Below are 23,062 nucleotides of genomic sequence, written 5' to 3' on the forward strand. Positions count from 1 at the left end.
GGTGAACTTAACCCTGGCGAGTTGCTCCTCAGCAGAGCTCGATTCCGTTTCAGTTCAAAACAAATTTCAAATCAAAAAACTATATTTACAAACTGTCGAAAAAGCCGACCACTTTCAACGAGAATTAATCCATCCTCATCAACCTTAAAACATTCGCTGTTGATATTTTCAAATTTGTGAATCAAAAAACCATGCTCAATCCTACTCTGTGCGTGGCTAGAGATTTGAAAAGCAGCCATTAGAAAGCCAATCATTACGTATCTCATATTTTAATTAAATTTCAAATTAACAAAAACACCATTTTTGGACTCTGACTCTTGTGCCTTGGTTGCTTAATAATCAACATTTATTTGAGCTCCTTTACTTAAACCAAGCGCTATAAAATTTGTGGAAGTTTCATCAATCCATTATAAAGAGCACTTTTAGTTTTAGATGATGTTATAACTGATTCCTGAAAAACAGACCCTGAAATTGTGATTGACATTACTCCGTGGCTATTATTTACTTTGTTAACACTTTTTTTAATTGATCGCGACCTGGAAAGTAACCACTGTTGCTGTCTTTAAATTCGAATCTCTGATTGTCTGTGTAAAGCATCACTAAGCCTGTGAAATTTGCTTTAATTTCTTGACCGGGTAAAAGGGATGGTTTATTTATATTGGCTTTCGCTGTATTGGTTTAACTTTCTTATCTGCAATATTATTGACTTTATTGGTTTGTTTTTGCACTTCAGCATAGTTCACAATTTCTAAAAGTGGTTTCTCATCAATATCGACGGGCGGTTTTCTTTTTTTTCGGAAATTAGTACAAACCGGAGTAAGGCCCGGAGGGAACGGTTAGACATTCTAAATGATACCGTCGGGCGGCTCATCTTTAGTCTATTCTTTTGCTAAAAATAGAGGTGTTTGCTCCCCCGCGCCGGCACGTACTGCCCCATGCTACAAATTTAGCAAATGCCAAACAAGTGACCCAACAAACATTGCTAAAAAACATCTCAAAATGAGGGTGTTGTAAGGCGGTTTGCTTTTTATTTCGGAAATTAGTACTATCCTAAGTGCGGGCTGCTGGGAGCGAGCCGAGTGTATGTAATTTCAATGTTGTTTGATCCAAATAGAAGTTCTTTTCAACAGCTAAACTTTTTCTGGGCAGCATTTCCGGCTATTCGCTTCAAAGCCGCAGCTTCAGGCGCATTGGGCAGTGCTTTTACTTTGGCTTCTTTGGTCGCCAGTAAAAGCACGCCAAATTTGCACCTGCCGCTTTGCGGGTTTTTCGCTGCTATCCGGGCTGCGGGGAGACGTTTCCAAACATGAGTGAAGACAATGCTTGCAAACTAAAAAGCCGATCACTTGCATGTGTAGGTAAGTTTCGTTTTATAGCGCAAAGGCGGGAGACATTTGCGCAGCGAGGCAAACTATGCGTAGCGGGGATAATTCGCCCTGTATTGAAATGACTGTAAAAATTGCGCAAGTATTTGATGTCTCTATTGATTATCTTATTGGAATAGGAAAAATTCCTCTTTTGATAAAATAATGCTTAAACGTTTTGAAGATATTGAAAATCTTGATAAAAACACTAAAGAAATGCTCTATACAATAATCGATACTTTTCTTCGTGATGCCAAAGCTAGAAAAGCGTATTCTTAAATATTGATAGAACTACTTATTATAAATTTTATTTTGAACTCTGGTTAAAAGTTTTAATATAAAATGCTATAAAAAAAATAAAAATATATTTTATATCGTCGTTATTATTAACATTAACAATGTTCTGGGTAAACAAATACTTAAAAGTATTACATTGCCCATTACAGCATGAAACTAATATTTTAAAGAAAATATTTTTAGCTATAACAATTACAATTATAGTTATTTTTATGTCGAAAAAATATACTGAAAAAAGAAAAAACTAAAAATCTAACTTCAATCAAAGTGTCATTTCAATGACTTCTTTTATTGTTAAATCCCATACACCTCCGTTGTCAATTTCCCATTCTTTTATTATTAAAAGTTGTTTATTAGTGATTTTTCCAATCCCTAAAATACCTTCAATTGAGATAATAAATTTTTTATAAGAGATTGGAATATGATAAATCAATATTTTATTAGATTTCAAATAAGAAAAATGAACAACTTGCTCTTTAATATCAACTTTTAGAATGACAATTTTCCCTTCTAATCCAATTATACTAAAAATTTGGCCTGAATTTAAATCTTTAATCTCCAATGACATATATATTTATATTTGTTGATTTTGAAAATTCAAGAAAACTTAAAAATTCAGATTGTTTTTTGTTTAATAGTTTATTTTTTGTTATCTCCTGAATTAAAAACTCTATATGATTTTTATACAAATAAAAGTCTCCATAAAAATCAAATAAATCATTATACTTGGAGTTAAATAAATCAAAAAGTGCTATATAATCAGATATATCATCATCAGATATACAAAAAATGGGATTATTTTTGTCATTTATATTATAAAAATGAATTGACATTTTATTATTCTTTTGGTTTTTTTTGAGGATATGATGTTACTACTTTTCCTTTTTTATCTTTAACAACTTTGTGTGAAGTTTCTCCTCTTGTACCTATTTTTCTTTTAAAATCTCTTTCATAAACTGTTCGACCATTCTTTTGTTTTGTAACTCGGTCTGGTTTATTTACGGTTTTCTTTTGAAGCTTTTTTAATTGAGAAGGTTTAGAATATTTACTTTTTTCAGGATATTTCTTTTTATCTACATGCCGATTAACAGTATGTTTAGTGTTTTTTAATGCACTAGTTGCGCTTGTGGAACTACCATTTGTAGTTGGTGGAGCTTTTCTTGATAATACATCTGTTAAATCTTTTAAATCTTGGACATCAATAGCATTATCAGGCGCATTCAAATCCCTTTCTAGTATTTCTTCCCACCGCCCATAAGCAGTATTACTTAATTTACTCTCGCCATCTTTTACATATTCCCAATCTTCTGATAACTTATCCTCAATAACTTCTTCAGAATAATCATAACCAGCTGAAGGTTTAAGAACATTTTCGGTTATAAGTTCATATAAACTTTCTCCATCAAATTCTTCATCGTTGAATTTATATTTTACATTAGTAACGGCATATTCTTGGCTTCCTCTTTTAAAAGTAACATTTTGATTTATAGAAACATCTGTTTTAACTATAAAAAATGAACCGTCTGGATGAATATCTAAATGATGAGTAACTGTTTTCCATTCTGCACCTTCAAGCTCAGTCCCGTCAATTACTATATTCTCTGAAAAAGCATAAGGAGAGTTATGAGGGTATTTACTTGCCAACGGATCCACCGCAAAAAACCTACCCACTCTAGGATCGTGCATTCTAAAGGTGTAGTTTAGGGAGTTTCCTTCGCCTTTTACCTCATCGTCTTGTTCTTGGCCTTGGAAACCGTACCGGTAATTCCCCGTTTCATCGTGCCTGTTGGGTATGAGCATTCCAAAGGGGTCGTAATCAGTATATGCAACAACTTCACGGTTTAGCTAAGTTATGTTTTTTACGAAACGTTTTGCAAGGATTTTTTAAATCTAGCTATTGCATCCCCCGCGCTGGCACGCATTGCCCCATGCTACAAAATTACCAAATGCCAAACAAGTGACCCAACAAACATTGCTAAAAAACATCTCAAAATGAGGGTGTTGTATGGCTGTTTGCTTTTTATTTCGGGAACCTGTCCGCCTAGGAGGATAGTACTATCCTAAGTGCGGGCTGCTGGGAGCGAGCCGATGGCAAATAACTTTGGTAACAATTTGGCTATGCTTTTCGTTTCTTGGGCAGCATTTCCGGCTTTCGGCTATATCTTTTTATTCCGCGAAGCTTCACAAAAAGGATGCCGCCTCTATCCGGGCTGCGGGGAGACGTTACCGAAGAAGATTTACTGGCAATTTCTGTCAAGGTAGGGCTTTGGTATTCGCGCGATTGTTTTTATGGCTCAAAGTGAGGACGGTTTGGGCAGCAGGTGGACAATTTGCATGTGATTCAGAAGTAGCTCCTTTTGAATACACCTTAGGATCAAGCATTAAAGGAAGGACAAAAGTGAACCCCATGGCTGATAAAAAAATGAAGGCATTGCTCCAAATGAGTGCCATGACTTCACTTAGAGGTGATCCTCAAATCAAAGAATATTATAACCGAAAAAATGCAGAAGGTAAGAACCCGATGCATGTCTTAAACAAAGTAAGATGCAAAATTATCATTCGAGTTTTTGCAGTGATTAATCGTGAAATTGCCAATGTTGATATGTATAAATTTACATCCTAAAATTTATTCAATTTTTGTTGCTTTTTAGCTTAGAATGCGCAGCGCGGTAACAGTAAGTATTTCCAACCTGACGCAAGAGACAATTATAAAAACGGCCTTTAATCATAATGCACTGGTTTTCCTAAAAGTTTTGCAATTTCATTTGCAATTAAGACAGCATCTCTCTTAGTTAGCCGTTTTTTAATTACGATATCGTCTGGTTTTAACACAAAATTCAAATACACTGTGTATCCACTTTCAAATTCGTCGATGTTGTAAGATAAATTTATCGACTTTATCGCGTAAACGGGAGAAATTAATGTATCATTTATGAATAAATTATTATCCCTAATTACCAGCTTTTTAAATCTATTTTTTTTCCACTCCAACCAACCACTAATTGAAACATTCCCTAAAACTATTGAAAGAGAAATTATAGCAAAAAATTGTGCAACAGTTTCTAATTCAATAAAGTAGATTGTAGTAAGGATAAAAATTAATGAAAGGGTAGAACTAACAATAGTAAACGTTGTATCAAAGTCAAATGAAACTTCAAGTTCAGACTTTTCGAGATTTATTTTAAGCTCGTAAGCCATTAGAATTCTGAATTAATCAATCTAATTGCCTTGGAAGCAGCTTGCTTAAAATCTACTGGAGCTGTTAGATTTATTGACGTTTCTTTTTGGAATTGCTCTAATAGTTCTTGACCTTTAAGACCTTTAGAATAAAGGGCGTTTAATGTTTCGAACATTTTCTTTTTATCAACATCTATAAGTTTTACAGTTTGGTAGGCAAACATGGCAACATTATTTAAAAGTTCTCCTTTCGGAAAGTTCTCTTCTTTAAAAAGTAATTCTAGAGATTCCTCAAATACAAAGTCTCTTCCCCATGCCTTTATCAATTCTGCGTTACCATTAGCCCTTCCCATAGTTACCAAACTTATTATTCCATCTGCAAGCTTTTTACTCTTACCTAAGCCATCTAAATTCTCACCAGATAAGAATATCTTCACCGGTCATTGCTTCTATAAAAGCACCCGTTCCTAGAGGGTTTTTTTGCATAAATTTTGACAACATGTAAACACCATAATTATCTTCTTGCAACTGTTCTTCATTATTTAGCCCAGTTCCCTTTCGAATTTTATAACTTGTAATTCCTTTAAATGTTGTTTTGTTTTCTGAGGGTTCTAGTCCTTGATCATAGCTTGTATATGCATTAATGTGCATAACATCTCTGGTTATACCTTTAATATCTTCATCCGTTTTTATATTCATTCTGTATGTACCTGCTTCGTAATATTTCCCTTTAATTTTTTTATAAAGATGAACAACTTTTTCAATATCACCATTACTATCAACTTTGAATATTGGAGAATTTCCAGATATAGAATAACCGCTTGTTGATGGTGTTGCTGAATCCAATTTATCAATACTAAAAAATCTACCTAACCTTGAATCAGATATTCTATTTCCAAAATCAATACTATTCCCCTCTCCCTTCACCTCATCATCATTCTCTTTTCCATTAAACCCATACCTGTAATTCCCTGTTTCATCGTGCCTATTCGGTATGAGCATACCAAAGGGGTCGTAATCAGTATAGGCTAGAACGTCGGGGTTAAACAAAGTTACGTTATCTTCCGGATTTGGCGCTACGGTATAGGCATAAAAATCATCGATAAGTATTGAGGTAGGCGTGCTGGGCGTAGCTACAATGGCAAACGACAGCTGGTCTTCAATTGGTGAGGTAAACGAACCCGAAACGATACCTGCAGCAGTAATGGGTAATCGAAGCTGCGGGCAGACGTTATCGAGGAAGCGTTGCTGACAATTTCTGACAAGGCAGGGCTGAATGCTTTTTAGGGCTCAAAGTGGTGACGCTTTGCGCATCACGGGTTGGATTTAAATTTGCACGAACGGAGCACTATTTTCAAGCGGAGATTCTCTTATGCGCGTTCGAGAAATTGACTCTTATGTAGTTGATTTACCAATATGGCTTCGGTGAATTTGTAAAATTTAATTTGTATTGGCGTCTTTTTCTAGGGTCTTTTGAAACAACTAAATATTGGTATCTAATCACTTTATTAGCCTCAATCAAATACCTTTTACCATTTATATATAATTCAATTTCACTTATGTTTGGAACAGTTATCCACTCGGCTACTCCGCTTTGTGCATATTCACGAATAATACCGTTATAGTGAACTTTATAGCTTTTGATAAATATTTTTTCACCTTTCATTGAATTTTCAAAATAAATAAACATACTAAAAGAATCACCATTTATTGCTAATTCATTTTCTTGTTCAGCAGTCAATCTGCTTTTGTCCTCAAATACTTTGAAAGTACTGCAGTTAATAAGAGTGATACTAATAAAGTAAACAATAATAACTTTTAAAGTTTTCATCTTCTATTTTTTCTATTTTCGAGGGATTCTGTTCTTAAAACACAACCACTCAAAGGTTTGTCGTTTGTTTTATTCCGATTTGGATCGATTTTATCACGTTTAAGTGCTTTATCAATGTTATCAACTATCTGTGAAATTTGTTCCGTAGAAAGAATAGATGTTGGCGCCACTGCTCCTTGACTATTAAATAGATTATTATCCCTTTGTTCTTTTGTCAAGGGGGCGCCTGTATTTTGCGATTTTTTACCCTTTAATTCGTTAGAGTCTGAATGCTCGTCTTTCTTTTCTGCAGAAAATGATATTAAATGTACTAAGAGTTCATGTAAGGCAGTGTAGGCGCCTGAATAATTTTTAACAGCGTCAGGATTAAGAGACGATGAAGCTGGTTCTATTTTTACATAAACTGAACCACTAATAACGTCACCTTTTTCAGATTGTGGAACACAACCTAATGCTTGGGCTGGAGTTTTTTGGTTTAAATTTAGATCAGGTAATACATCCACAAATCGAATATTCATAGTTGCCTTTGCGTCATAAGTTGCACTAAAGCTGATAAAGTTTCCATCTTTATCGTAGCCAGTTAAATTATTGAAAGCTGTAATAAATTGATGCGTGATTGTTTCGAAATTAGCATATAATTCTCCTTCTTTAACTACTCTAAAGGTCAGTTTTATATTTATGTCTTTTTTTCCTGTTTGCGGATTAAAGTTTTCGGATTTTGAAAATTCTCTTCCTTCTAATTCAATTCCATCTAGGACTCTATTTTCGCTAAATGCAAAAGGCGAATTATGTGGGAATGATCTCTCCAACGGATCCACCGCAAAAAACCTACCCACTCTCGGGTCGTGCATTCTAAAGGTGTAGTTTAGGGAGTTGCCTTCGCCTTTTACCTCATCGTTTTGTTCTTGTCCTTGGAAACCATACCGGTAATTCCCCGTTTCATCGTGTCTATTCGGTATGAGCATACCAAAGGGGTCGTAATCAGTATCTGCAACAACTTCACGGTTTAGCTAAGTTATGTTTTTTACGAAACGTTTTGCAAGGATTTTTTAAATCTAGCTATTGCCTCCCCCGCGCCGGCACGCATTGCCCTATGCTACAATCCTCCAAGGCGGACAGGATTTACCAAATGCCAAACAAGTGACCCAACAAACATTGCTAAAAAACATCTCAAAATGAGGGTGTTGTACGGCGATTTGCTTTTTACTTCGGAAAATAATAAAAGCCTAATACGGGCTGGCGGCAATGTAGCTCTTTCGGGCAATGCAACTCTAAAGTTAAAGAGCACTGCTGCGTTAACCTGCGTTTCGATTTTTTGAATGGCTGTTGCGCCTTGCACTTGGGTCAAATCTTCGAAAGCAATAGCCATTTCGCGGTTTTGGGGTAAGCGTTAAAGATCGCGGCAGAAAACCTTTTTGTGATGGTATTTATGCCGAAAAAGCGATTGCTTCAGCGAACGAACAACCTGAGGGCGGCCACACGGATTTTACATTCGCGAAGAACTGTAGTTTTTAACCTCCGAAATGCCCAGAAAAGGGAAACAAACTATAGTTCTATCAATATTTTACCTACGCTTCGTAATTCTCGTAGTACACATCAGCAGGTAAATTGGGTTTCATTGCTGCGGCTACTGCCAGAGCATCGCAGCGCTCGTTTTGTGGGTGCGCATTATGGCCTTTTATCCATTGAAAAGTAACACGATGTCGGCGGTACACTTGTAAAAATCGTTTCCACAAATCGGGATTCTTTTTGTCTTTAAACCCTTTTTGCACCCAACCGAACACCCAACCTTTCATAACGGCATCGACAACATATTTAGAATCTGAGACCACCAAAACCTCTGCATTCTCAATCCGAATATGCTCTAAACCTACGATTACAGCCAGCAATTCCATACGGTTGTTGGTTGTGAGTCTGAAACCGCCCGATAGTTCTTTATAATGTGTAGTTCCTTCCTGAGCAAGTATAACTCCAAAACCACCCGGGCCTGGATTGCCTTTTGCGGCGCCGTCTGTAAAAATCAGTATTCTACTCATCTGCGGTTAATAAATTATCGATGACGGCTGCAAAATGTTGGTGCTCGAGCGCTTGCACCGCAGCGGCGATTTCTTCGGGCGATTGACAATGAGCGATTGCTGTTTTCGCTTGGAAAATTAGGGCGCCTTCATCGTAATGCTCGTTGACAAAGTGAACCGAAATTCCGGTTTCAGGCTCTTTAGCTTCAAAAACGGCACGGTGCACATGCATGCCATACATTCCTTTTCCGCCGTATTTAGGCAGTAAAGCCGGATGAATATTAATAATTTGATTCGGAAATGCGTGTACTAAGTACTCGGGCACTTGAAGTAAAAACCCAGCTAAAACAAGCAAATCGGGTTGATACGAACGCACTCTTTCGACAAACGAAGGTTCAGAAAATTCGGCTTTAGAAAAAACTTCCGTTGGAATTCCCAGATCGTGCGCTCTCGAAAGTACGCCTGCTTGCAGATTGTTACAAAAAATTGCAACGACCCGAACACGTCCGGACGACTGGAAATACTGGTGAATAGAACTGGCATTGCTGCCGTTACCGGAGGCGAAAATTACAATGTTTTTCATGGCAGTTATCAAAATACAAAGGAACAGTTTTTACCTAAAATGAGTGGCCTTTTAAAACTAAAGTGAACAACAATTTGTAGTTTTTCGGCTACTTCAACCTTTTTAATTTAAAGTTTTTTATTTTTGCCAACAAATTAAATTTAAAAACAAGAAATTATGTCGGACATTGCATCAAGAGTAAAAGCGATCATCGTAGACAAATTAGGTGTAGACGAAAACGAAGTGGTAACCGAAGCTAGCTTCACGAATGATTTAGGAGCTGACTCACTCGACACAGTTGAATTGATTATGGAATTTGAAAAAGAATTTGATATTCAGATTCCGGACGATCAAGCAGAAAACATCGCTACTGTTGGTCAAGCAATTTCTTATATCGAAGAGGCTAAAAAATAATACTAACAATCCCGCTGCTGTTTGCTTGCGGGATTTTTATTTTTTAAAAAATCAGACTGTATTGCAGTCAACAACATTATATACCTATGTTTCATTATTGACTATTCAATAAAACATAGGTATTATTTTTTTACTTTTATCGCATAAAATTGTAGTATATGAGCTTGAAACGAGTAGTAGTAACCGGCTTAGGAGCCTTAACTCCAATCGGAAACTCTGTTGCCGAATACTGGGACGCCTTAATTCAAGGCAAAAGCGGCGCAGCTCCCATTACCTATTACGACACCGAAAAACACAAAACCAAGTTTGCTTGCGAGGTCAAAAACTTCAACATCGAACAATACATGGATCGCAAAGAAGCGCGGCGTTTGGACAAATTTGCCCAATATGCTATTGCTGCTAGCGACGAAGCCATAAAAGACGCTGGAATCACACACGATAATGTAGATAAATACCGCGTAGGTGTTATTTGGGGTGCTGGAATTGGCGGTTTAGAAACCTTCCAAGATGAAGTGATGTACTACGCGAAAGGCGACGGTACGCCGAAATTCAATCCGTTTTTTATTCCTAAAATGATCGCCGACATTGCTCCTGCGCACATTTCGATGCGGAACGGCTACATGGGACCAAACTATACAACCGTTTCTGCCTGCGCCTCTTCGGCAAATGCCTTAATCGACGCATTTAACTACATTCGTTTAGGTATGTGCGATGTGATTATCTCTGGCGGATCGGAAGCTGCTGTAACCATTGCTGGTATGGGTGGATTTAACTCCATGCATGCGCTTTCAACCCGAAACGACAGCCCACAAACAGCCTCGCGCCCGTTCGATGCAAACCGCGACGGTTTTGTACTTGGCGAAGGTGCTGGAGCAATCGTGCTCGAAGAATACGAACATGCCAAAGCTCGCGGCGCAAAAATATATTGTGAAATCGGCGGCGGCGGAATGTCGTCGGATGCGTATCACCTTACAGCTCCACACCCGGAAGGAATTGGTGTAATTGCCGTAATGAAAAATACGTTGCGCGATGCCAACATGAATCCGGAAGATGTAGACCACATCAACACACACGGAACCTCAACGCCGCTGGGCGATGTGGCCGAATTAAAAGCAATTAGTGCCGTTTTTGGTGCACATGCTAAAAACATAAACATAAACTCTACCAAATCGATGACGGGCCATTTGCTCGGAGCAGCCGGAGCTATTGAAGCCATTGCATCAATTCTCGCCATCAAATACGGTATCGTTCCTCCGACAATTAACCACGAAACGGTCGATGAAAACATCGATCCATCGTTAAACCTGACGCTCAATAAAGCACAAAAGCGCGAAGTAAATGTAGCGATGAGCAATACGTTTGGTTTTGGAGGTCATAACGCCTGTGTTTTATTTCGTAAACTCGTAGACTAATCCATGCGTTTCCTAAAAAAGATATTTACCAAATCCCGCGCTGAAACAGGCGGGATTTTTTTTACCGAAGTGTCAAATATCTTAGGATTTGCACCCAAAAATATAGCCTTTTACGAAGCAGCATTCACACATCGCTCCAGCAATAAAACCGATGCCAACGGAAACGTGGTGAGCTACGAGCGTTTGGAATTCTTAGGCGACGCTATGCTCGGATCGGTTGTGGCTGCACATTTGTTTAGAGAAGTGCCCAGTGGCGATGAAGGCTATCTCACCAAAATGCGTTCAAAAGTCGTGAGTCGCGAGCATTTAAACGAATTGGGAAAAGACCTCAATTTGGTGCAGTTGGTAGAAAGCAAAGTTTCGCCCAAACACTTCGGCGACAACATTCACGGAAATATTTTTGAAGCCTTAGTTGGCGCGCTATTTCTCGACCAAGGCTACGCGGGTTGCGAGCGTTTCATTCACTCGAAAGTTATAAAGCCCTATGTAGATATTTCCAAACTCGAAGGAAAGGTAATTAGTTACAAAAGTTTACTCATTGAATGGTGTCAGAAAGAAAAGAAAACCTTTCGATTTGAAACCTTTGAAGAAGAATCGCTTGGAACCGAACGTTTTTTTGGCGTTCGATTGTATTTGAATGAGGCGGTGGTTGCGAAAGCCCGAGCAACTTCTAAGAAAAAAGCCGAAGAAAAAGCCGCGCAACGGGCCTATTTCGCACTCCAAAAACAAATCGTTCGAAAAGCGTAACTACAACGATTTCGCTGATTATTCCGCGTTTCCTGTATTAAAAACGCTGTGTATTTGCACTTTAGTTGCTATCTTTACAACTTATTTGCAAAAGGATGATGTTGCACAAATTGCAATTTGATGACTTTGATGAGCCGGTTTTTCATGCGTTTGCTATTCATACAACCATAGAACCCTATCGCCTATCTTTTTTCTTAAATGAGAAACTGCAAATCCATTTAAAACCTAACGACAAAGGCTTCGAAGCCGTATTCAAAAAGGAAATTCGCACCTTTACCGGATACAGCTATCACAACGAAGATACCGACGAGATTTTTGACTTGGTGAAAAACAGCCAGACTTTTATCGAAACACTAAAACCTGCCGCAAACTCACTTTTTAACGACAGCATTGAGTGGCGCAGTGCAAAAATGTATCTCGTTCCGGAATTTAAAAAAGCCGACTACATCCTGCGAATCGAAAATGCCGCGCAAGCCCCAGAAGAGCTCGCCGAAAAAATAAAAACTATTCCTACGACGACCTTCGTTCAACTGCTGAATGTTGACGAACTGAAGTCAAAAAACAATTTAATCTTTTATTAGAATGCCAACAAACAAAAAAACGAAAATTGTAGCAACGCTCGGTCCGGCCTGCTCATCCAGAGAAGTCTTGAAGCAAATGATTGACGCCGGTGTGAACGTTTTTCGTGTCAATTTCTCACATGCCGATTACGACGATATCCGAGAGAAAATTGAAACCATTAGAAGCCTAAACGACGAATTTGGTTACACAACCGCAATCCTGGGCGATTTACAAGGTCCAAAGCTCCGCGTAGGCGTTATGAAAGAAGACGTAGTGGTGTCGCCCGGCGATATCATCACCTTCCAAACAGCCGAAGACGTACCTGGAACTGCCGAACGCGTGTACATGAACTACAAAGAGTTCCCTGCCGATGTAAACCCCGGGGAACGCATCCTGCTCGACGACGGTAAACTCATCTTCGAAGCCATCGAAACCGATCGCGTAGCCGAAGTAAAGTGTGTAGTCATTCAAGGTGGACCGTTAAAGTCTAAAAAAGGGGTAAACTTGCCCAACACCAAAGTTTCGCTTCCAGCTTTAACAAAAAAAGACGTAAAAGACGCCATTTTTGCAATAGAACAAAAAGTAGATTGGATTGCTCTTTCGTTTGTGCGAACAGCCGACGACTTAATTGAACTACAAGAACTTATTGCCGAACATTCCGACCACAAAATTCCGATTGTAGCAAAAATCGAAAAACCAGAAGGTGTTGAAAACATCGATAAAATTGTAGCGTATTGCGACGGTTTGATGGTGGCTCGCGGCGATCTAGGTGTTGAAGTTCCGGCACACGAAGTTCCGCTTATTCAAAAGAAATTGGTCAACCGTGCCAAAACGGCTCGTATTCCAGTGATCATCGCTACACAAATGATGGAAACCATGATTACAAGCCTTACACCGACTCGCGCCGAAGTTAACGACGTGGCAAACTCGGTTATGGACGGTGCCGATGCGGTAATGCTTTCCGGAGAAACATCGGTTGGTAACTACCCGGTTCAGGTCATTGAAAAAATGACGCAAATTATCGAGGCGGTCGAAGATTCTCCGCTTATTCAAGTACCGCAAAATACACCGCAGGTGCGCACCAAGCGTTTCATCACGAAATCTATTTGCCACCACGCAGCTAGCATGGCAAACGTTATTAAGGCAAAAGCCATTTGTACGTTAACTAACAGCGGCTACACGGCGTTCCAAATCTCGGCTTGGCGCCCGCAATCGCATATTTTGGTATTCACGTCTAACAAACGCATTTTAACGCAACTCAACTTGCTTTGGGGCGTAAAATCAATTTATTACGACAAATTTGTGAGCACCGACGATACGGTAACCGACATTAACCAAATTGCCAGAGACCGCGGTTTTGTTGATAAAGGCGACTTCCTAATCAACCTTGCGGCGATGCCCGTTACCGAAAAAGGAATGGTAAATACCTTGCGTGTATCCGAAATCGTGTAAACAATAAATGTCAATAAAAATAAAATCGGCTTTCTCGGCCGATTTTTTTGTGCCAATTTTTTATTTGTAGCTAATCGCGCTATTCGTTGCAAGTGTGCTTGCGGCGCCCGTTTCGCTGAAGGTGCAAACCTGAGTTCGATTTAAAAATTGCAGTCAGAAAACGTATAAATGGTGGATTATTAGGCGGGTTTTCTTTGGGATACCGAGGTATCGCAAAAAAAGCCAACGAAATAAGCGGCCGTTTATACGTTTAGCGGATTAAATTAAAACTGTGCATCCCAAAACGATCTCATCGAGTGCGGTCTGACAATGATTTTTAATCGAAATTAGGTGCATAAGTAGCTTCCGTTGGTCGCTCTTTTACACCGCAGCTCAAACGGCTGCCGCTGCGCACCCTTTACACTGCTATCGCGGCTAGGGCAATCGTTTCCAAAAAACGTTACCAAGAAAATGGTCAAAAATTATAACGATTTTAAAACTTTATCCGCATATCCGGTTTTTTAAGTGCGTTTTATACGTTAGATGTTTGCTTTTGAAAGTATATGCAAGCCACGAAATTTGAACAACAATAGCAACAATTTGAAGTCATTTGTTTCGCAAAAGCAGCATTAGTAAGCTAGTACAAAGGCATAACGGAACAAATACATCCTAGAGAATTCTACCACTAAATGAAGTGCTAAATAGCTCCCAGATCGACTGTAAAAGTAAAAAGCGGCAGCAATAATGCAAGAGGTATACTTACATGAGGGCCTGGTATAAGAATTACCAAAAAACTAATTAAGACTATTGGTTTTAACTGTTTTGTTTCCCGTTTAATCGGAGCTTTTTATGGCTGCTGCTTCTTCGGTTTTTGAATCGCGCTTTTTTTAAACGCTTTATATGCTGCTTTTGCTAACGAGTCGAGTTCTCGACTAGCATAATAGTTTAAGCAATTGTACGAAATGAAGTTTTTTGACCTCATATTCTCCTCGTCTCCATCTATTTTTATAAACGGTTTGGGCATTTGAACTGCAATTTTTCTGCCAAGACTTCTAGCATAATCAATATTCTCTGTGTCGATTCCTTCAAAAAGATTAAATAAATCACTCTTTCCCATTTCAAAAAAGATACTGTCTTTGTTTGGATACCGCTCCTTTAGACATGAATAAAACGCTTCGGCTTTAAACGTGTTTATCCACGTTAATTCATCTTCATTCCAGTAATGAAATTTCTCGCGCAAATACCTGTTCTGACAACTCGTAGAAAAAACAATAAGTGCTAAGGTTATGACAATTTTTTTCATTTCTTAATCTAGTTTCCAAATATCAACCTCCTATGTTAGATCTTTTTTGAAATTCAAGTTTTCCTGTATTAATGTTGAAATAAGCATATCTAAGAAATATATTGTCAATTGAATTAATATATTTCCGTCTCCATTTTGGATAGCGTTTTAAAGTGGTGGAAGGAATTAAAGTAACTTTTATTCGCTTTTCATTTATGCTTAGTTCGCCCGCAAACTGCTTTTTATGCAATTTGAATTCAGGATATTCTTGTTGTATTAGGAACTCAATTTGTCGAACGTGCTCAAGTTTAGGAGTGAAATTCCCTAATATTAGATCTGTGTTAGCGGGAAAACTATCAAAGTATTCGTCGGTAAAAATTACCGCGTCTTTATTAAAAGCAATAATTTTTTGTGCCGATGCAGCATTAAATCCAATAATTACTAGAACGAAAATTAAAAGTAAGTTTTTCATGACTTGGGTTGTTATGATTTTAGTTGCACCCACCTGCTGTTAACTCTTGAGAAAAAATATTCGAGTAGATAACTCGCTGGTCTTCTGTCAAAACAGTGTCCCATCCAGTAGTATCGTGTAAGCCACTCCAACAAATAGCTCTTATAACATGTTCTGAAACATTTAATTGATTCATACTAGAATATTGGGTTAAGGCTTCGATCATTAATTCGACATAAAAAGTAGCCATATATTCGTGCTGACCATTTTTATTATTAACCACATACGAATTCCATAACGAAGGAAAATTATTTTGAGAAATATTCGCTGAACTCCCCTGCATTATTATAAGTCTTAAAATATATGCGTGGATTAATTCGTGCAACATTGTTTTTGCTACCCATATTTTGGAAGCATTTGCTAGGATTTGTGAGTTTAGAGTTATATTCACATATGTTGGAAATAAATCCGTTTGACCATTTAAACAACCGTCAGCATTACAAGCTCCCAAATCTGCGATATCCCAATCTAGATTCAAAATAGGCTTTGTCCCTGAAAAGTGCCGCAATAACTTTGCCATTAATTGTGTTTGCTTCATTTCTTGATATACCGCATTTGTGCAGGGATTACTCTCCAAATCGGATACATCGATAAATTCTTCTTGCCAATAGATGTTTTCAAGTTTTTCAATGACATTATCATCAGGCAATGCATTCGGATGCTCCATCAAATAATCAATTGCCCAATTAGCAAACGCCGTATCCTCTTCACAATCGTTGGTTTTAAAAAGCAAACCGTCTAAAGCAACTTCTATTTCGGGATGCTCGTTCAGATAGTCGCGTTCGGGAGTGCCTTGCGGAAAAGTGGCGGCAAAATTCGTTTGGCAATCGTTTATAGGTGTTACTACACCTGTAGGTGGTTCTTCTTCCTCGCAAGGGTTTTCTTCGGGATTAGGATTGCTAACGGAGCGATATTGTTGTGTTATTGTCCCCACGCAACCGTCCACTAAATAAGAAGCACCAATATTGCCGTCTGTGCACGCACAACTTTCACTTCGAAGGCCAAAGTGTAAATTATGACAACAAAGAAATTGGATCAAGATTTTCCCACAATTATAATCTAATGGAGCAGTGTCCCCGCCGCCGCCGCCGCCACTACCACTATCTGGTGCAAAAGGACCGGTATTTCCCCCTACGAACCCGCCGCCGCCTATCATTTCCGGTGGGCACGGATCGCTAGGTACATCGGGGATAATGGGTGCCGTAATTACCAAGCCTGTAAAATCTTTTACAGAACCTACCTGCGTTTGACTGTCGAAAGCCGTAACATACGCCTTTTCAAACCGCTTTAAAGAAACTTGTAAATCGGTTGTCCCTACCAATCGCGCAACCACGTTATAAAAAGCCTTATTGGTTTCTAGAGGATGGTTTTTAACGTACATACTGTAGGTTGTGTTGCCTAAACTATCAACTACTTGCATAATTCGGCTGTAATCAACACTAACTGGAACTTCAGAACGCGACTGCAAATTTCCGATTTGAAACGGATCGGGCGCTCTACGAATAATGTGCTGTACCTTTTCTTGTACTTTTTGCGCCTCAGCTCCCTGTAAAAGCGAACTTTTAACCTGCGTGGTGGCTTGATGGTTTTGAATTGTCTCGTGTTCAACGCTGCATGATGAGAGCCATGCTAAAACAAAAAATAGTAGTGTTGTTTTTTTAAGCAAAAAAAGTCTATACTGTCGGTTTAATCTTTCCCATAATATTTTATGGGGGCGGGTAAATAAATATTTCATAATAAATGGTTTAAGTTGGAAATAAAAGTAATTAAATAAATATTACCGTTATAAAAAAGTAACACTTTAGAAGCTTTTATCTTTCAACCTTAATTTGTTAAGAAAAAAGAACCCCTTTACGGAAAAACCGTAATGGTTATTTCAGGAGAATGGTATGTTTGTAGGTTGTTTACAGCAATAAACATTTACGGTTTAAAACCCCACATCTTTCGGCAATCCCGCTTTTGCAACAAGTGGCTTTTTAAATGGTATAGTTAACCGCGCAAACCGTCGAGCATAGCTTGCGTTATTTGCTCCAAATCGTATTCGTGCTGCCAACCCCAATCCTTGCGAGCATACGTATCATCTATGCTTGCTGGCCAACTGTCGGCTATTGCTTGTCGAAAATCGGGCTTATACGACATTTTAAAGTCGGAAATGTGCTTGGTAATGGCATTTGCAATTTCCTGTGGCGTAAAACTAACCGCCGCGAGATTGTAGGATGATCGAATTTTAATCGTTTCAGGCTCGGCTTCCATGATTTGAATCGTTGCGCGAATAGCATCCGACATATACATCATTGGCAGCGCGGTATCGGCTTTAAGAAAACACTCGTACGATTTGTTAGCTAATGCCTCGTGGAATATTTCTACAGCATAATCTGTTGTTCCGCCGCCGGGTGGCGAAGTGTAGCTAATTAATCCGGGATAACGCACGCTGCGCACATCGACCTGATACAATTTATGATAGTACTCACACCAACGTTCGCCCGATTGCTTACTGATTCCGTAAACCGTACTCGGCTCCATAATGGTGTACTGCGGCGTGTTATCTTTTGGCGTCGACGGACCAAAAACCGCGATACTCGAAGGCCAAAACAAACGTTTAAACTTTTTAGCTTTTGCCAAATTCAAAACATGAAACAGCGAATTCATATTCAAATCCCAAGCAAACGCCGGATTTTTCTCTGCCGTTGCCGACAGCAATGCCGCCATGAGATACACATCGTCAACCTGGTATTTCTCAATTAAATGTTCAATTTGATTGTAGTCTAATGCATTTACAACTTCAAAAATGCCGTCGTTAACTACTTCATTATCCATTTTTCGGATGTCCGAGGCAATTACATTTGAAACTCCGTATTTGCTTCGTAACTGCTTGGTTAACTCCGTGCCTATTTGTCCGCAGGCACCTATGATCAATACTTTCCTACTCATGGTTGCTGTTTTGCGACAAAGATAACGTTTTCGTTTAGCTGCCAAATAACTAGGTCCAAAACCTATAAATAGGCAAATTCGGTATTAATATTATGTTTTTCAACAACTTAAATACGACACCCAAGCAAAATTTAAATAAGCTTTCTTTAACAATAATTCTAATTTCAGAACTTTAGTAAATACGCTACTTTTGTCGAAAGTTTAGATGTGAAACAACTCGCAATCCTTTTTTCCTGCCTGATGCTGTTTGCCGCTTGCAACAACAACGATGCGCAACGCAAAGTAGCTACGCAAAAAGATGCTGCTCGGCAAGAAGCGTTTTTCAAGCAGCTCAACAGTGCATGGAGTTTTAAGGTGTTAACCCCTAATCCTTTGGTACAAGACCAGCTTCGCAGCTGGACAGATTGGAATCTGTTTATCTCCGAACTCACTTCAAAACCAGTAAGTTCGTTAAGTGCTTTCCAAAAAAAAGCCACAAAATTGGCTACCCGTGCCACTCTTTTACAAAACAATATTCCACTAAAATTTGCTACTCCAGAAATTAAAAGTCGGATCGCCGCAGTAGTTGCCTCTGTACGTATGCTCGACATGTATCTTTCTGTACAGCAGCCTCCAATAGAGCGCATTAAACCTTTGTTTTCTGAAATCAACACGGCGATGAGCGGTCTAAATACCCAATTTACTGAAATTGCGCAACGCGAGCTCGTTCCTATCGAAAAAGGAGAATCGGATATGCTACGCATGTTGGATACTACGCGAGCGATTAAAGCCACACCGGTGATCAGATAAAAATGGCACAACATTTTCCGTTTTTTACTCGTTTCGAAAATGCTTCTCCCGTTAAAGCAGTACTCTCTGCACTTTCGGAGAAACAACACAAACTGCACGTAAAGAATCTGGTGGGTTCGGGAATTTCACTGCTAGTGCAGCGTATTGGTTTACAAACCGAACGACCACTGCTTTTATTAGCAACCGATAAAGAACAGGCCGCTTTCTTGCTCAACGATCTAGAGCAATTACACAGCGCCGACGACGTGTTGTTTTATCCCGAATCGTACAAAAATCCGTACAAAATTGAGGAAATCGACAACGCCAACGTTTTGCTGCGCGCCGAAGTCCTCAATCGAATAAACTCGCGGAAACGACCACCCGTTATGGTGTCGTATCCCGAAGCGCTGTTCGAGCGTGTCGTGACCAAAAAAGATCTCGACAAAAACACCTTAAAAATTGCTGTTGGCGACAAGATTTCGCTCGACTTTATCAATGAAGTGCTGTTTGAATACGAATTCAAACGTGTCGATTTTATTGCCGAACCCGGCGAATTTTCAGTACGTGGCGGCATACTCGACGTATTTTCATTTAGCAACGACCATCCGTATCGTATCGAGTTCTTTGGAAATGAAGTCGAATCGATTCGCTCTTTCGATGTTGAAACGCAACTTTCTGTCGAAAGACAAAAGAAAATTAGCATTATTCCGAACATAGAAAATCGGTTTTTTGAGGAAAACCGAACGCCGTTTCTAAGTTACATCAGCCCACAAACCACGCTCGTTTTACTCGACACCCAACAAATTGCCGACAAACTCGACCAGCTTTTCCGCAAGGCCGAAACCGCTTTCGAAAACCTACAGTCGGAAACCAAACATGCGCCTCCGGCAGCTTTATTTCTCAACGGAAAACAATTCTTGCACGATGCCGAACGTTTTGAACTAATTGAAATGGGAAGTCGCGCGTATTTCGAAAGTCCGAGTATTTCCTTCAACCAAACGCCTCAACCCTCCTTTAACAAGCAATTCGATTTGCTGCTCGAAAACCTATCGAATAATCGGTCTAAAAACATTCGGAATTTTCTGTGTTGTGCAAACGAACAACAAGCCAAACGCTTTTACGACATTTTCGAAAGCATTAGCGAACCGGCAGATGATATTCACGAACAATACCAAGCCGTAACCTTACCGCTACACGCCGGATTTATCGATAACGACGCCGGAATTGCGCTCTACACCGATCACCAGATTTTTGAACGCTACCACCGTTTTCATATCAAAAACGGCTACGCCAAAAAACAAGCCATTTCGTTTAAAGAACTCAACGGCTTAACCATTGGCGACTACGTGACGCACATCGACCACGGAATCGGAAAATTTGGTGGATTGCAGAAAATTCAAGTTGACGGCCGCACGCAGGAAGCCATAAAGTTGGTTTATGCCGACAACGACATTGTGTACGTAAGCATTCATGCGCTGCATAAAATTTCGAAATTTAACGGCAAAGACGGCGCCGTTCCTAAAATCTATAAGCTGGGTTCGAATGCATGGAAAACGCTCAAGCAAAAAACCAAAGCACGTGTAAAACACATCGCGTTCAATTTGATTCAGCTGTATGCGAAAAGACGCTTGGAGAAAGGATTTCAATACAATCCCGATAGCTATTTGCAACACGAGCTCGAAAGCTCCTTTATTTACGAAGATACGCCCGATCAGATAAAAGCAACGCAGGAAGTTAAAGCCGACATGGAGAGCGACCGCCCTATGGATCGTTTGGTGTGCGGTGACGTAGGATTTGGAAAAACCGAAGTAGCAATTCGTGCCGCTTTCAAAGCCGTTGACAACGGAAAACAAGTAGCTGTTTTGGTACCAACTACTATTTTGGCGTACCAACATTTTCGCACTTTCTCTGAGCGATTGAAAGAAATGCCTGTGACCATCGGATACCTCAACCGGTTTAGAACAGCAAAGCAAAAAGCCGAAACGCTTAAAGATTTAGCCGAAGGTCGACTCGACATCATCATCGGAACGCACCAGTTGGTAAATAAAGACGTGCGATTTAAAGATTTGGGCTTGCTCATTATCGACGAGGAACAAAAATTTGGTGTGAACGTTAAAGACAAACTCAAAACGCTGTCGGCAAACGTCGACACGCTCACACTTACGGCAACGCCTATTCCGCGAACTTTACAGTTTTCGTTAATGGCAGCCCGCGATTTATCGGTAATTACCACGCCCCCACCCAACCGCTATCCTATCGAAACGCATGTCGTTGGCTTTAACGAAGAAACCATTCGCGATGCGGTTTCGTACGAAATTCAACGAAACGGCCAGGTGTTCTTCATCAATAACCGCATCGAAAACATCAAGGAAGTTGCCGGAATGATACAGCGATTGGTGCCCGATGCGCGTATTGGCGTTGGTCACGGGCAAATGGACGGCAAGAAACTCGAAGAGCTGATGCTGGCATTTATGAACGGAGAGTTTGATGTGTTGGTAGCTACAACCATTATTGAAAGCGGACTCGACGTGCCTAACGCCAACACCATTTTTATCAATAATGCACAGAATTTCGGCCTCTCCGACTTGCACCAAATGCGCGGTCGTGTGGGACGAAGTAACAAAAAAGCGTTTTGCTACTTTATTTGTCCGCCGTACAGCATGATGACCGAAGACGCGCGAAAACGCATTCACGCCTTGGAGCAATTTAGCGAACTCGGCAGCGGATTTAACATTGCGATGAAAGATTTGGAAATTCGCGGTGCGGGCGACCTACTTGGTGGCGAACAAAGCGGTTTTATCAACGAAATTGGCTTCGAAACCTATCAAAAAATCATGAACGAGGCCATCGAAGAATTGAAGGAAAACGAGTTTAAAGATTTATACAACGAAGTAGAGAGTAACGGCAAAACCTACGTGAAAGACATGGTTATTGATGCCGACTTCGAGTTGCTCTTCCCCGACGATTACATCAACAGCATTACCGAACGTTTGGCGCTGTATAACGAATTGGGAGAGGTAAAAGACGAAACGGCTTTGCAAAAATTCGAGGAAAAACTCGTTGATCGCTTTGGCCCTTTACCGAAGCAAGCTGTTGATCTGCTAACGAGCTTAAAGTTAAAGTGGTACGGAACTAAATTAGGGGTTGAAAAAGTGGTTCTTAAACAAAGTAAGATGATTTTATATTTTGTTTCCGACCAGCAATCCGAATATTATTCGTCGGAGCAATTTCGCCGAATCATCGATTTTGTACAGAAGAATCCGCAGTTGGCAAAACTCAAGGAAAAGCAAACGCCTGCGGGCCTAAAATTGTTACTCACGTTCGAGTCGGTTAAATCGGTTCGAAAGGCAGTTCATTTATTCGAGCAAATTTAAATTTAGATTTTTATTTGGGCGTTGCGCGGCGCGTTGCAGTGGTTTTGCAGGTGCCGCGCCGTGCCATACGCTGCAATAAAACGGCACAAAACCGGCCGGCAATCGGTTTGCGTGGGCTTCTTGGGTCGCCAGCGCAAATCCGTTTTCGGCAGCGGTTTTCTTCGCGTTTTTTTTTCGCTGCTGTCACTAACGCAAATTCGTAGCCCAAACTTCGTCGCAAAAAATGTTCATAACCACCCTAAACGTTTATAAACGTTTAAACACGTCTAAAATTCGTCGACAAAAAATCGATTTTGTAATTTTATGCCGGAGGCGGGCTGGAGGCCCCGGAGCGTTGCTATACCCTTTTCTGCTGTTTTAGTCTTAAAAGTCGCTTCATTACTCA

Annotated in this window: 22 protein-coding genes and 1 pseudogene; 8 read left to right on the top strand and 15 right to left on the bottom strand. The window is 39.7% G+C overall.

Annotated features, from left to right (window positions below):
- Positions 1-1,923 precede the first annotated feature (1,923 nt).
- The 3 genes and pseudogenes from Q0064_RS13475 to Q0064_RS13485 all read right to left on the bottom strand — a co-directional run.
- Positions 1,924-2,229 carry a hypothetical protein gene (locus Q0064_RS13475; RefSeq protein ID WP_298148733.1) on the bottom strand — a complete coding sequence of 102 codons (306 nt, stop codon included), beginning with the start codon at positions 2,227-2,229 and terminating at the stop codon, positions 1,924-1,926.
- A complete protein-coding gene (locus Q0064_RS13480) occupies positions 2,213-2,494 on the bottom strand; it encodes a hypothetical protein (protein WP_298148734.1) in 282 nt (93 codons plus the stop codon). Before Q0064_RS13480 ends, Q0064_RS13475 begins: the two co-directional genes overlap by 17 nt.
- 4 nt (positions 2,495-2,498) lie before the next feature.
- Positions 2,499-3,464 (bottom strand): annotated as a pseudogene (locus Q0064_RS13485) (hypothetical protein); the annotation flags it as partial.
- Between the two features lie 298 nt (positions 3,465-3,762).
- On the opposite strand from Q0064_RS13485, the gene Q0064_RS13490 reads away from it, so the two are divergent.
- On the top strand, positions 3,763-4,284 hold the full coding sequence (locus Q0064_RS13490) for a hypothetical protein (protein ID WP_298148735.1): 522 nt from the start codon (positions 3,763-3,765) through the stop codon (positions 4,282-4,284).
- A 98-nt stretch (positions 4,285-4,382) separates the two neighbouring features.
- On the opposite strand, the gene Q0064_RS13495 is transcribed toward Q0064_RS13490, so the two are convergent.
- From Q0064_RS13495 to Q0064_RS13530, 8 genes are all read right to left on the bottom strand, one after another.
- Positions 4,383-4,859, bottom strand: coding sequence for a hypothetical protein (locus Q0064_RS13495; protein ID WP_298148736.1), 477 nt, complete (start codon positions 4,857-4,859; stop codon positions 4,383-4,385).
- Positions 4,859-5,275, bottom strand: coding sequence for a hypothetical protein (locus Q0064_RS13500; RefSeq protein ID WP_298148737.1), 417 nt, complete (start codon positions 5,273-5,275; stop codon positions 4,859-4,861). Before Q0064_RS13500 ends, Q0064_RS13495 begins: the two co-directional genes overlap by 1 nt.
- Positions 5,253-5,888, bottom strand: a complete 636-nt coding sequence (locus Q0064_RS13505; protein ID WP_298148738.1) for an RHS repeat-associated core domain-containing protein — start codon at positions 5,886-5,888, stop codon at positions 5,253-5,255. Before Q0064_RS13505 ends, Q0064_RS13500 begins: the two co-directional genes overlap by 23 nt.
- Positions 5,889-6,246: 358 nt before the next feature.
- The gene (locus Q0064_RS13510) at positions 6,247-6,669 is read right to left on the bottom strand and encodes a hypothetical protein (RefSeq protein ID WP_298148739.1); all 423 of its coding nucleotides are present in this window, start codon (positions 6,667-6,669) and stop codon (positions 6,247-6,249) included.
- The gene (locus tag Q0064_RS13515) at positions 6,666-7,634 is read right to left on the bottom strand and encodes a hypothetical protein (RefSeq protein WP_298148740.1); all 969 of its coding nucleotides are present in this window, start codon (positions 7,632-7,634) and stop codon (positions 6,666-6,668) included. The genes Q0064_RS13510 and Q0064_RS13515 overlap by 4 nt, the downstream gene beginning before the upstream one ends.
- Positions 7,635-7,765: 131 nt before the next feature.
- Entirely contained in the window at positions 7,766-8,038 is a 273-nt protein-coding gene (locus tag Q0064_RS13520; protein WP_298148741.1) for a hypothetical protein, read from the bottom strand.
- Between the two features lie 199 nt (positions 8,039-8,237).
- Positions 8,238-8,705 (bottom strand): ribonuclease HI, encoded by a 468-nt coding sequence (gene rnhA / locus Q0064_RS13525; RefSeq protein WP_298148742.1) that lies wholly within the window; start codon positions 8,703-8,705, stop codon positions 8,238-8,240.
- Positions 8,698-9,267 carry a phosphoribosylglycinamide formyltransferase gene (locus Q0064_RS13530; protein WP_298148743.1) on the bottom strand — a complete coding sequence of 190 codons (570 nt, stop codon included), beginning with the start codon at positions 9,265-9,267 and terminating at the stop codon, positions 8,698-8,700. Before Q0064_RS13530 ends, rnhA begins: the two co-directional genes overlap by 8 nt.
- A 156-nt stretch (positions 9,268-9,423) precedes the next feature.
- On the opposite strand from Q0064_RS13530, the gene Q0064_RS13535 reads away from it, so the two are divergent.
- From Q0064_RS13535 to pyk, 5 genes are all read left to right on the top strand, one after another.
- Complete coding sequence (locus tag Q0064_RS13535) at positions 9,424-9,660, top strand: acyl carrier protein (RefSeq protein WP_007137004.1); 237 nt, start codon at positions 9,424-9,426, stop codon at positions 9,658-9,660.
- A gap of 158 nt (positions 9,661-9,818) precedes the next feature.
- Positions 9,819-11,072 (top strand): beta-ketoacyl-ACP synthase II, encoded by a 1,254-nt coding sequence (gene fabF, locus Q0064_RS13540; protein WP_094487275.1) that lies wholly within the window; start codon positions 9,819-9,821, stop codon positions 11,070-11,072.
- 3 nt (positions 11,073-11,075) lie between these two features.
- The gene (rnc, locus tag Q0064_RS13545; RefSeq protein ID WP_298148744.1) at positions 11,076-11,819 is read left to right on the top strand and encodes a ribonuclease III; all 744 of its coding nucleotides are present in this window, start codon (positions 11,076-11,078) and stop codon (positions 11,817-11,819) included.
- 98 nt (positions 11,820-11,917) lie between these two features.
- Positions 11,918-12,400 carry an IPExxxVDY family protein gene (locus tag Q0064_RS13550; RefSeq protein ID WP_298148745.1) on the top strand — a complete coding sequence of 161 codons (483 nt, stop codon included), beginning with the start codon at positions 11,918-11,920 and terminating at the stop codon, positions 12,398-12,400.
- A gap of 1 nt (position 12,401) precedes the next feature.
- Positions 12,402-13,832, top strand: a complete 1,431-nt coding sequence (gene pyk / locus Q0064_RS13555; RefSeq protein WP_298148746.1) for a pyruvate kinase — start codon at positions 12,402-12,404, stop codon at positions 13,830-13,832.
- 826 nt (positions 13,833-14,658) lie between these two features.
- Here pyk and Q0064_RS13560 read toward each other — a convergent pair.
- From Q0064_RS13560 to Q0064_RS13575, 4 genes are all read right to left on the bottom strand, one after another.
- Positions 14,659-15,114 carry a hypothetical protein gene (locus Q0064_RS13560; protein WP_298148747.1) on the bottom strand — a complete coding sequence of 152 codons (456 nt, stop codon included), beginning with the start codon at positions 15,112-15,114 and terminating at the stop codon, positions 14,659-14,661.
- Between the two features lie 22 nt (positions 15,115-15,136).
- Complete coding sequence (locus tag Q0064_RS13565) at positions 15,137-15,565, bottom strand: hypothetical protein (RefSeq protein WP_298148748.1); 429 nt, start codon at positions 15,563-15,565, stop codon at positions 15,137-15,139.
- A 19-nt stretch (positions 15,566-15,584) separates the two neighbouring features.
- Complete coding sequence (locus tag Q0064_RS13570; RefSeq protein WP_298148749.1) at positions 15,585-17,339, bottom strand: hypothetical protein; 1,755 nt, start codon at positions 17,337-17,339, stop codon at positions 15,585-15,587.
- Positions 17,340-17,593: 254 nt separating this feature from the next.
- Positions 17,594-18,535: an L-threonine 3-dehydrogenase gene (locus Q0064_RS13575; protein WP_298148750.1), complete on the bottom strand. Its 942-nt coding sequence runs from the start codon at positions 18,533-18,535 to the stop codon at positions 17,594-17,596.
- A gap of 207 nt (positions 18,536-18,742) precedes the next feature.
- Between Q0064_RS13575 and Q0064_RS13580 the strand changes: the two genes are divergently transcribed.
- Positions 18,743-19,324, top strand: a complete 582-nt coding sequence (locus Q0064_RS13580; protein WP_298148751.1) for a hypothetical protein — start codon at positions 18,743-18,745, stop codon at positions 19,322-19,324.
- Positions 19,325-19,326: 2 nt separating this feature from the next.
- Entirely contained in the window at positions 19,327-22,677 is a 3,351-nt protein-coding gene (mfd, locus tag Q0064_RS13585; protein ID WP_298148752.1) for a transcription-repair coupling factor, read from the top strand.
- The last annotated feature ends 385 nt before the right edge of the window (positions 22,678-23,062 follow it).

This window comes from Flavobacterium sp., from assembly GCF_027490375.1.
In the GTDB taxonomy this organism is placed as follows: domain Bacteria; phylum Bacteroidota; class Bacteroidia; order Flavobacteriales; family Flavobacteriaceae; genus Flavobacterium.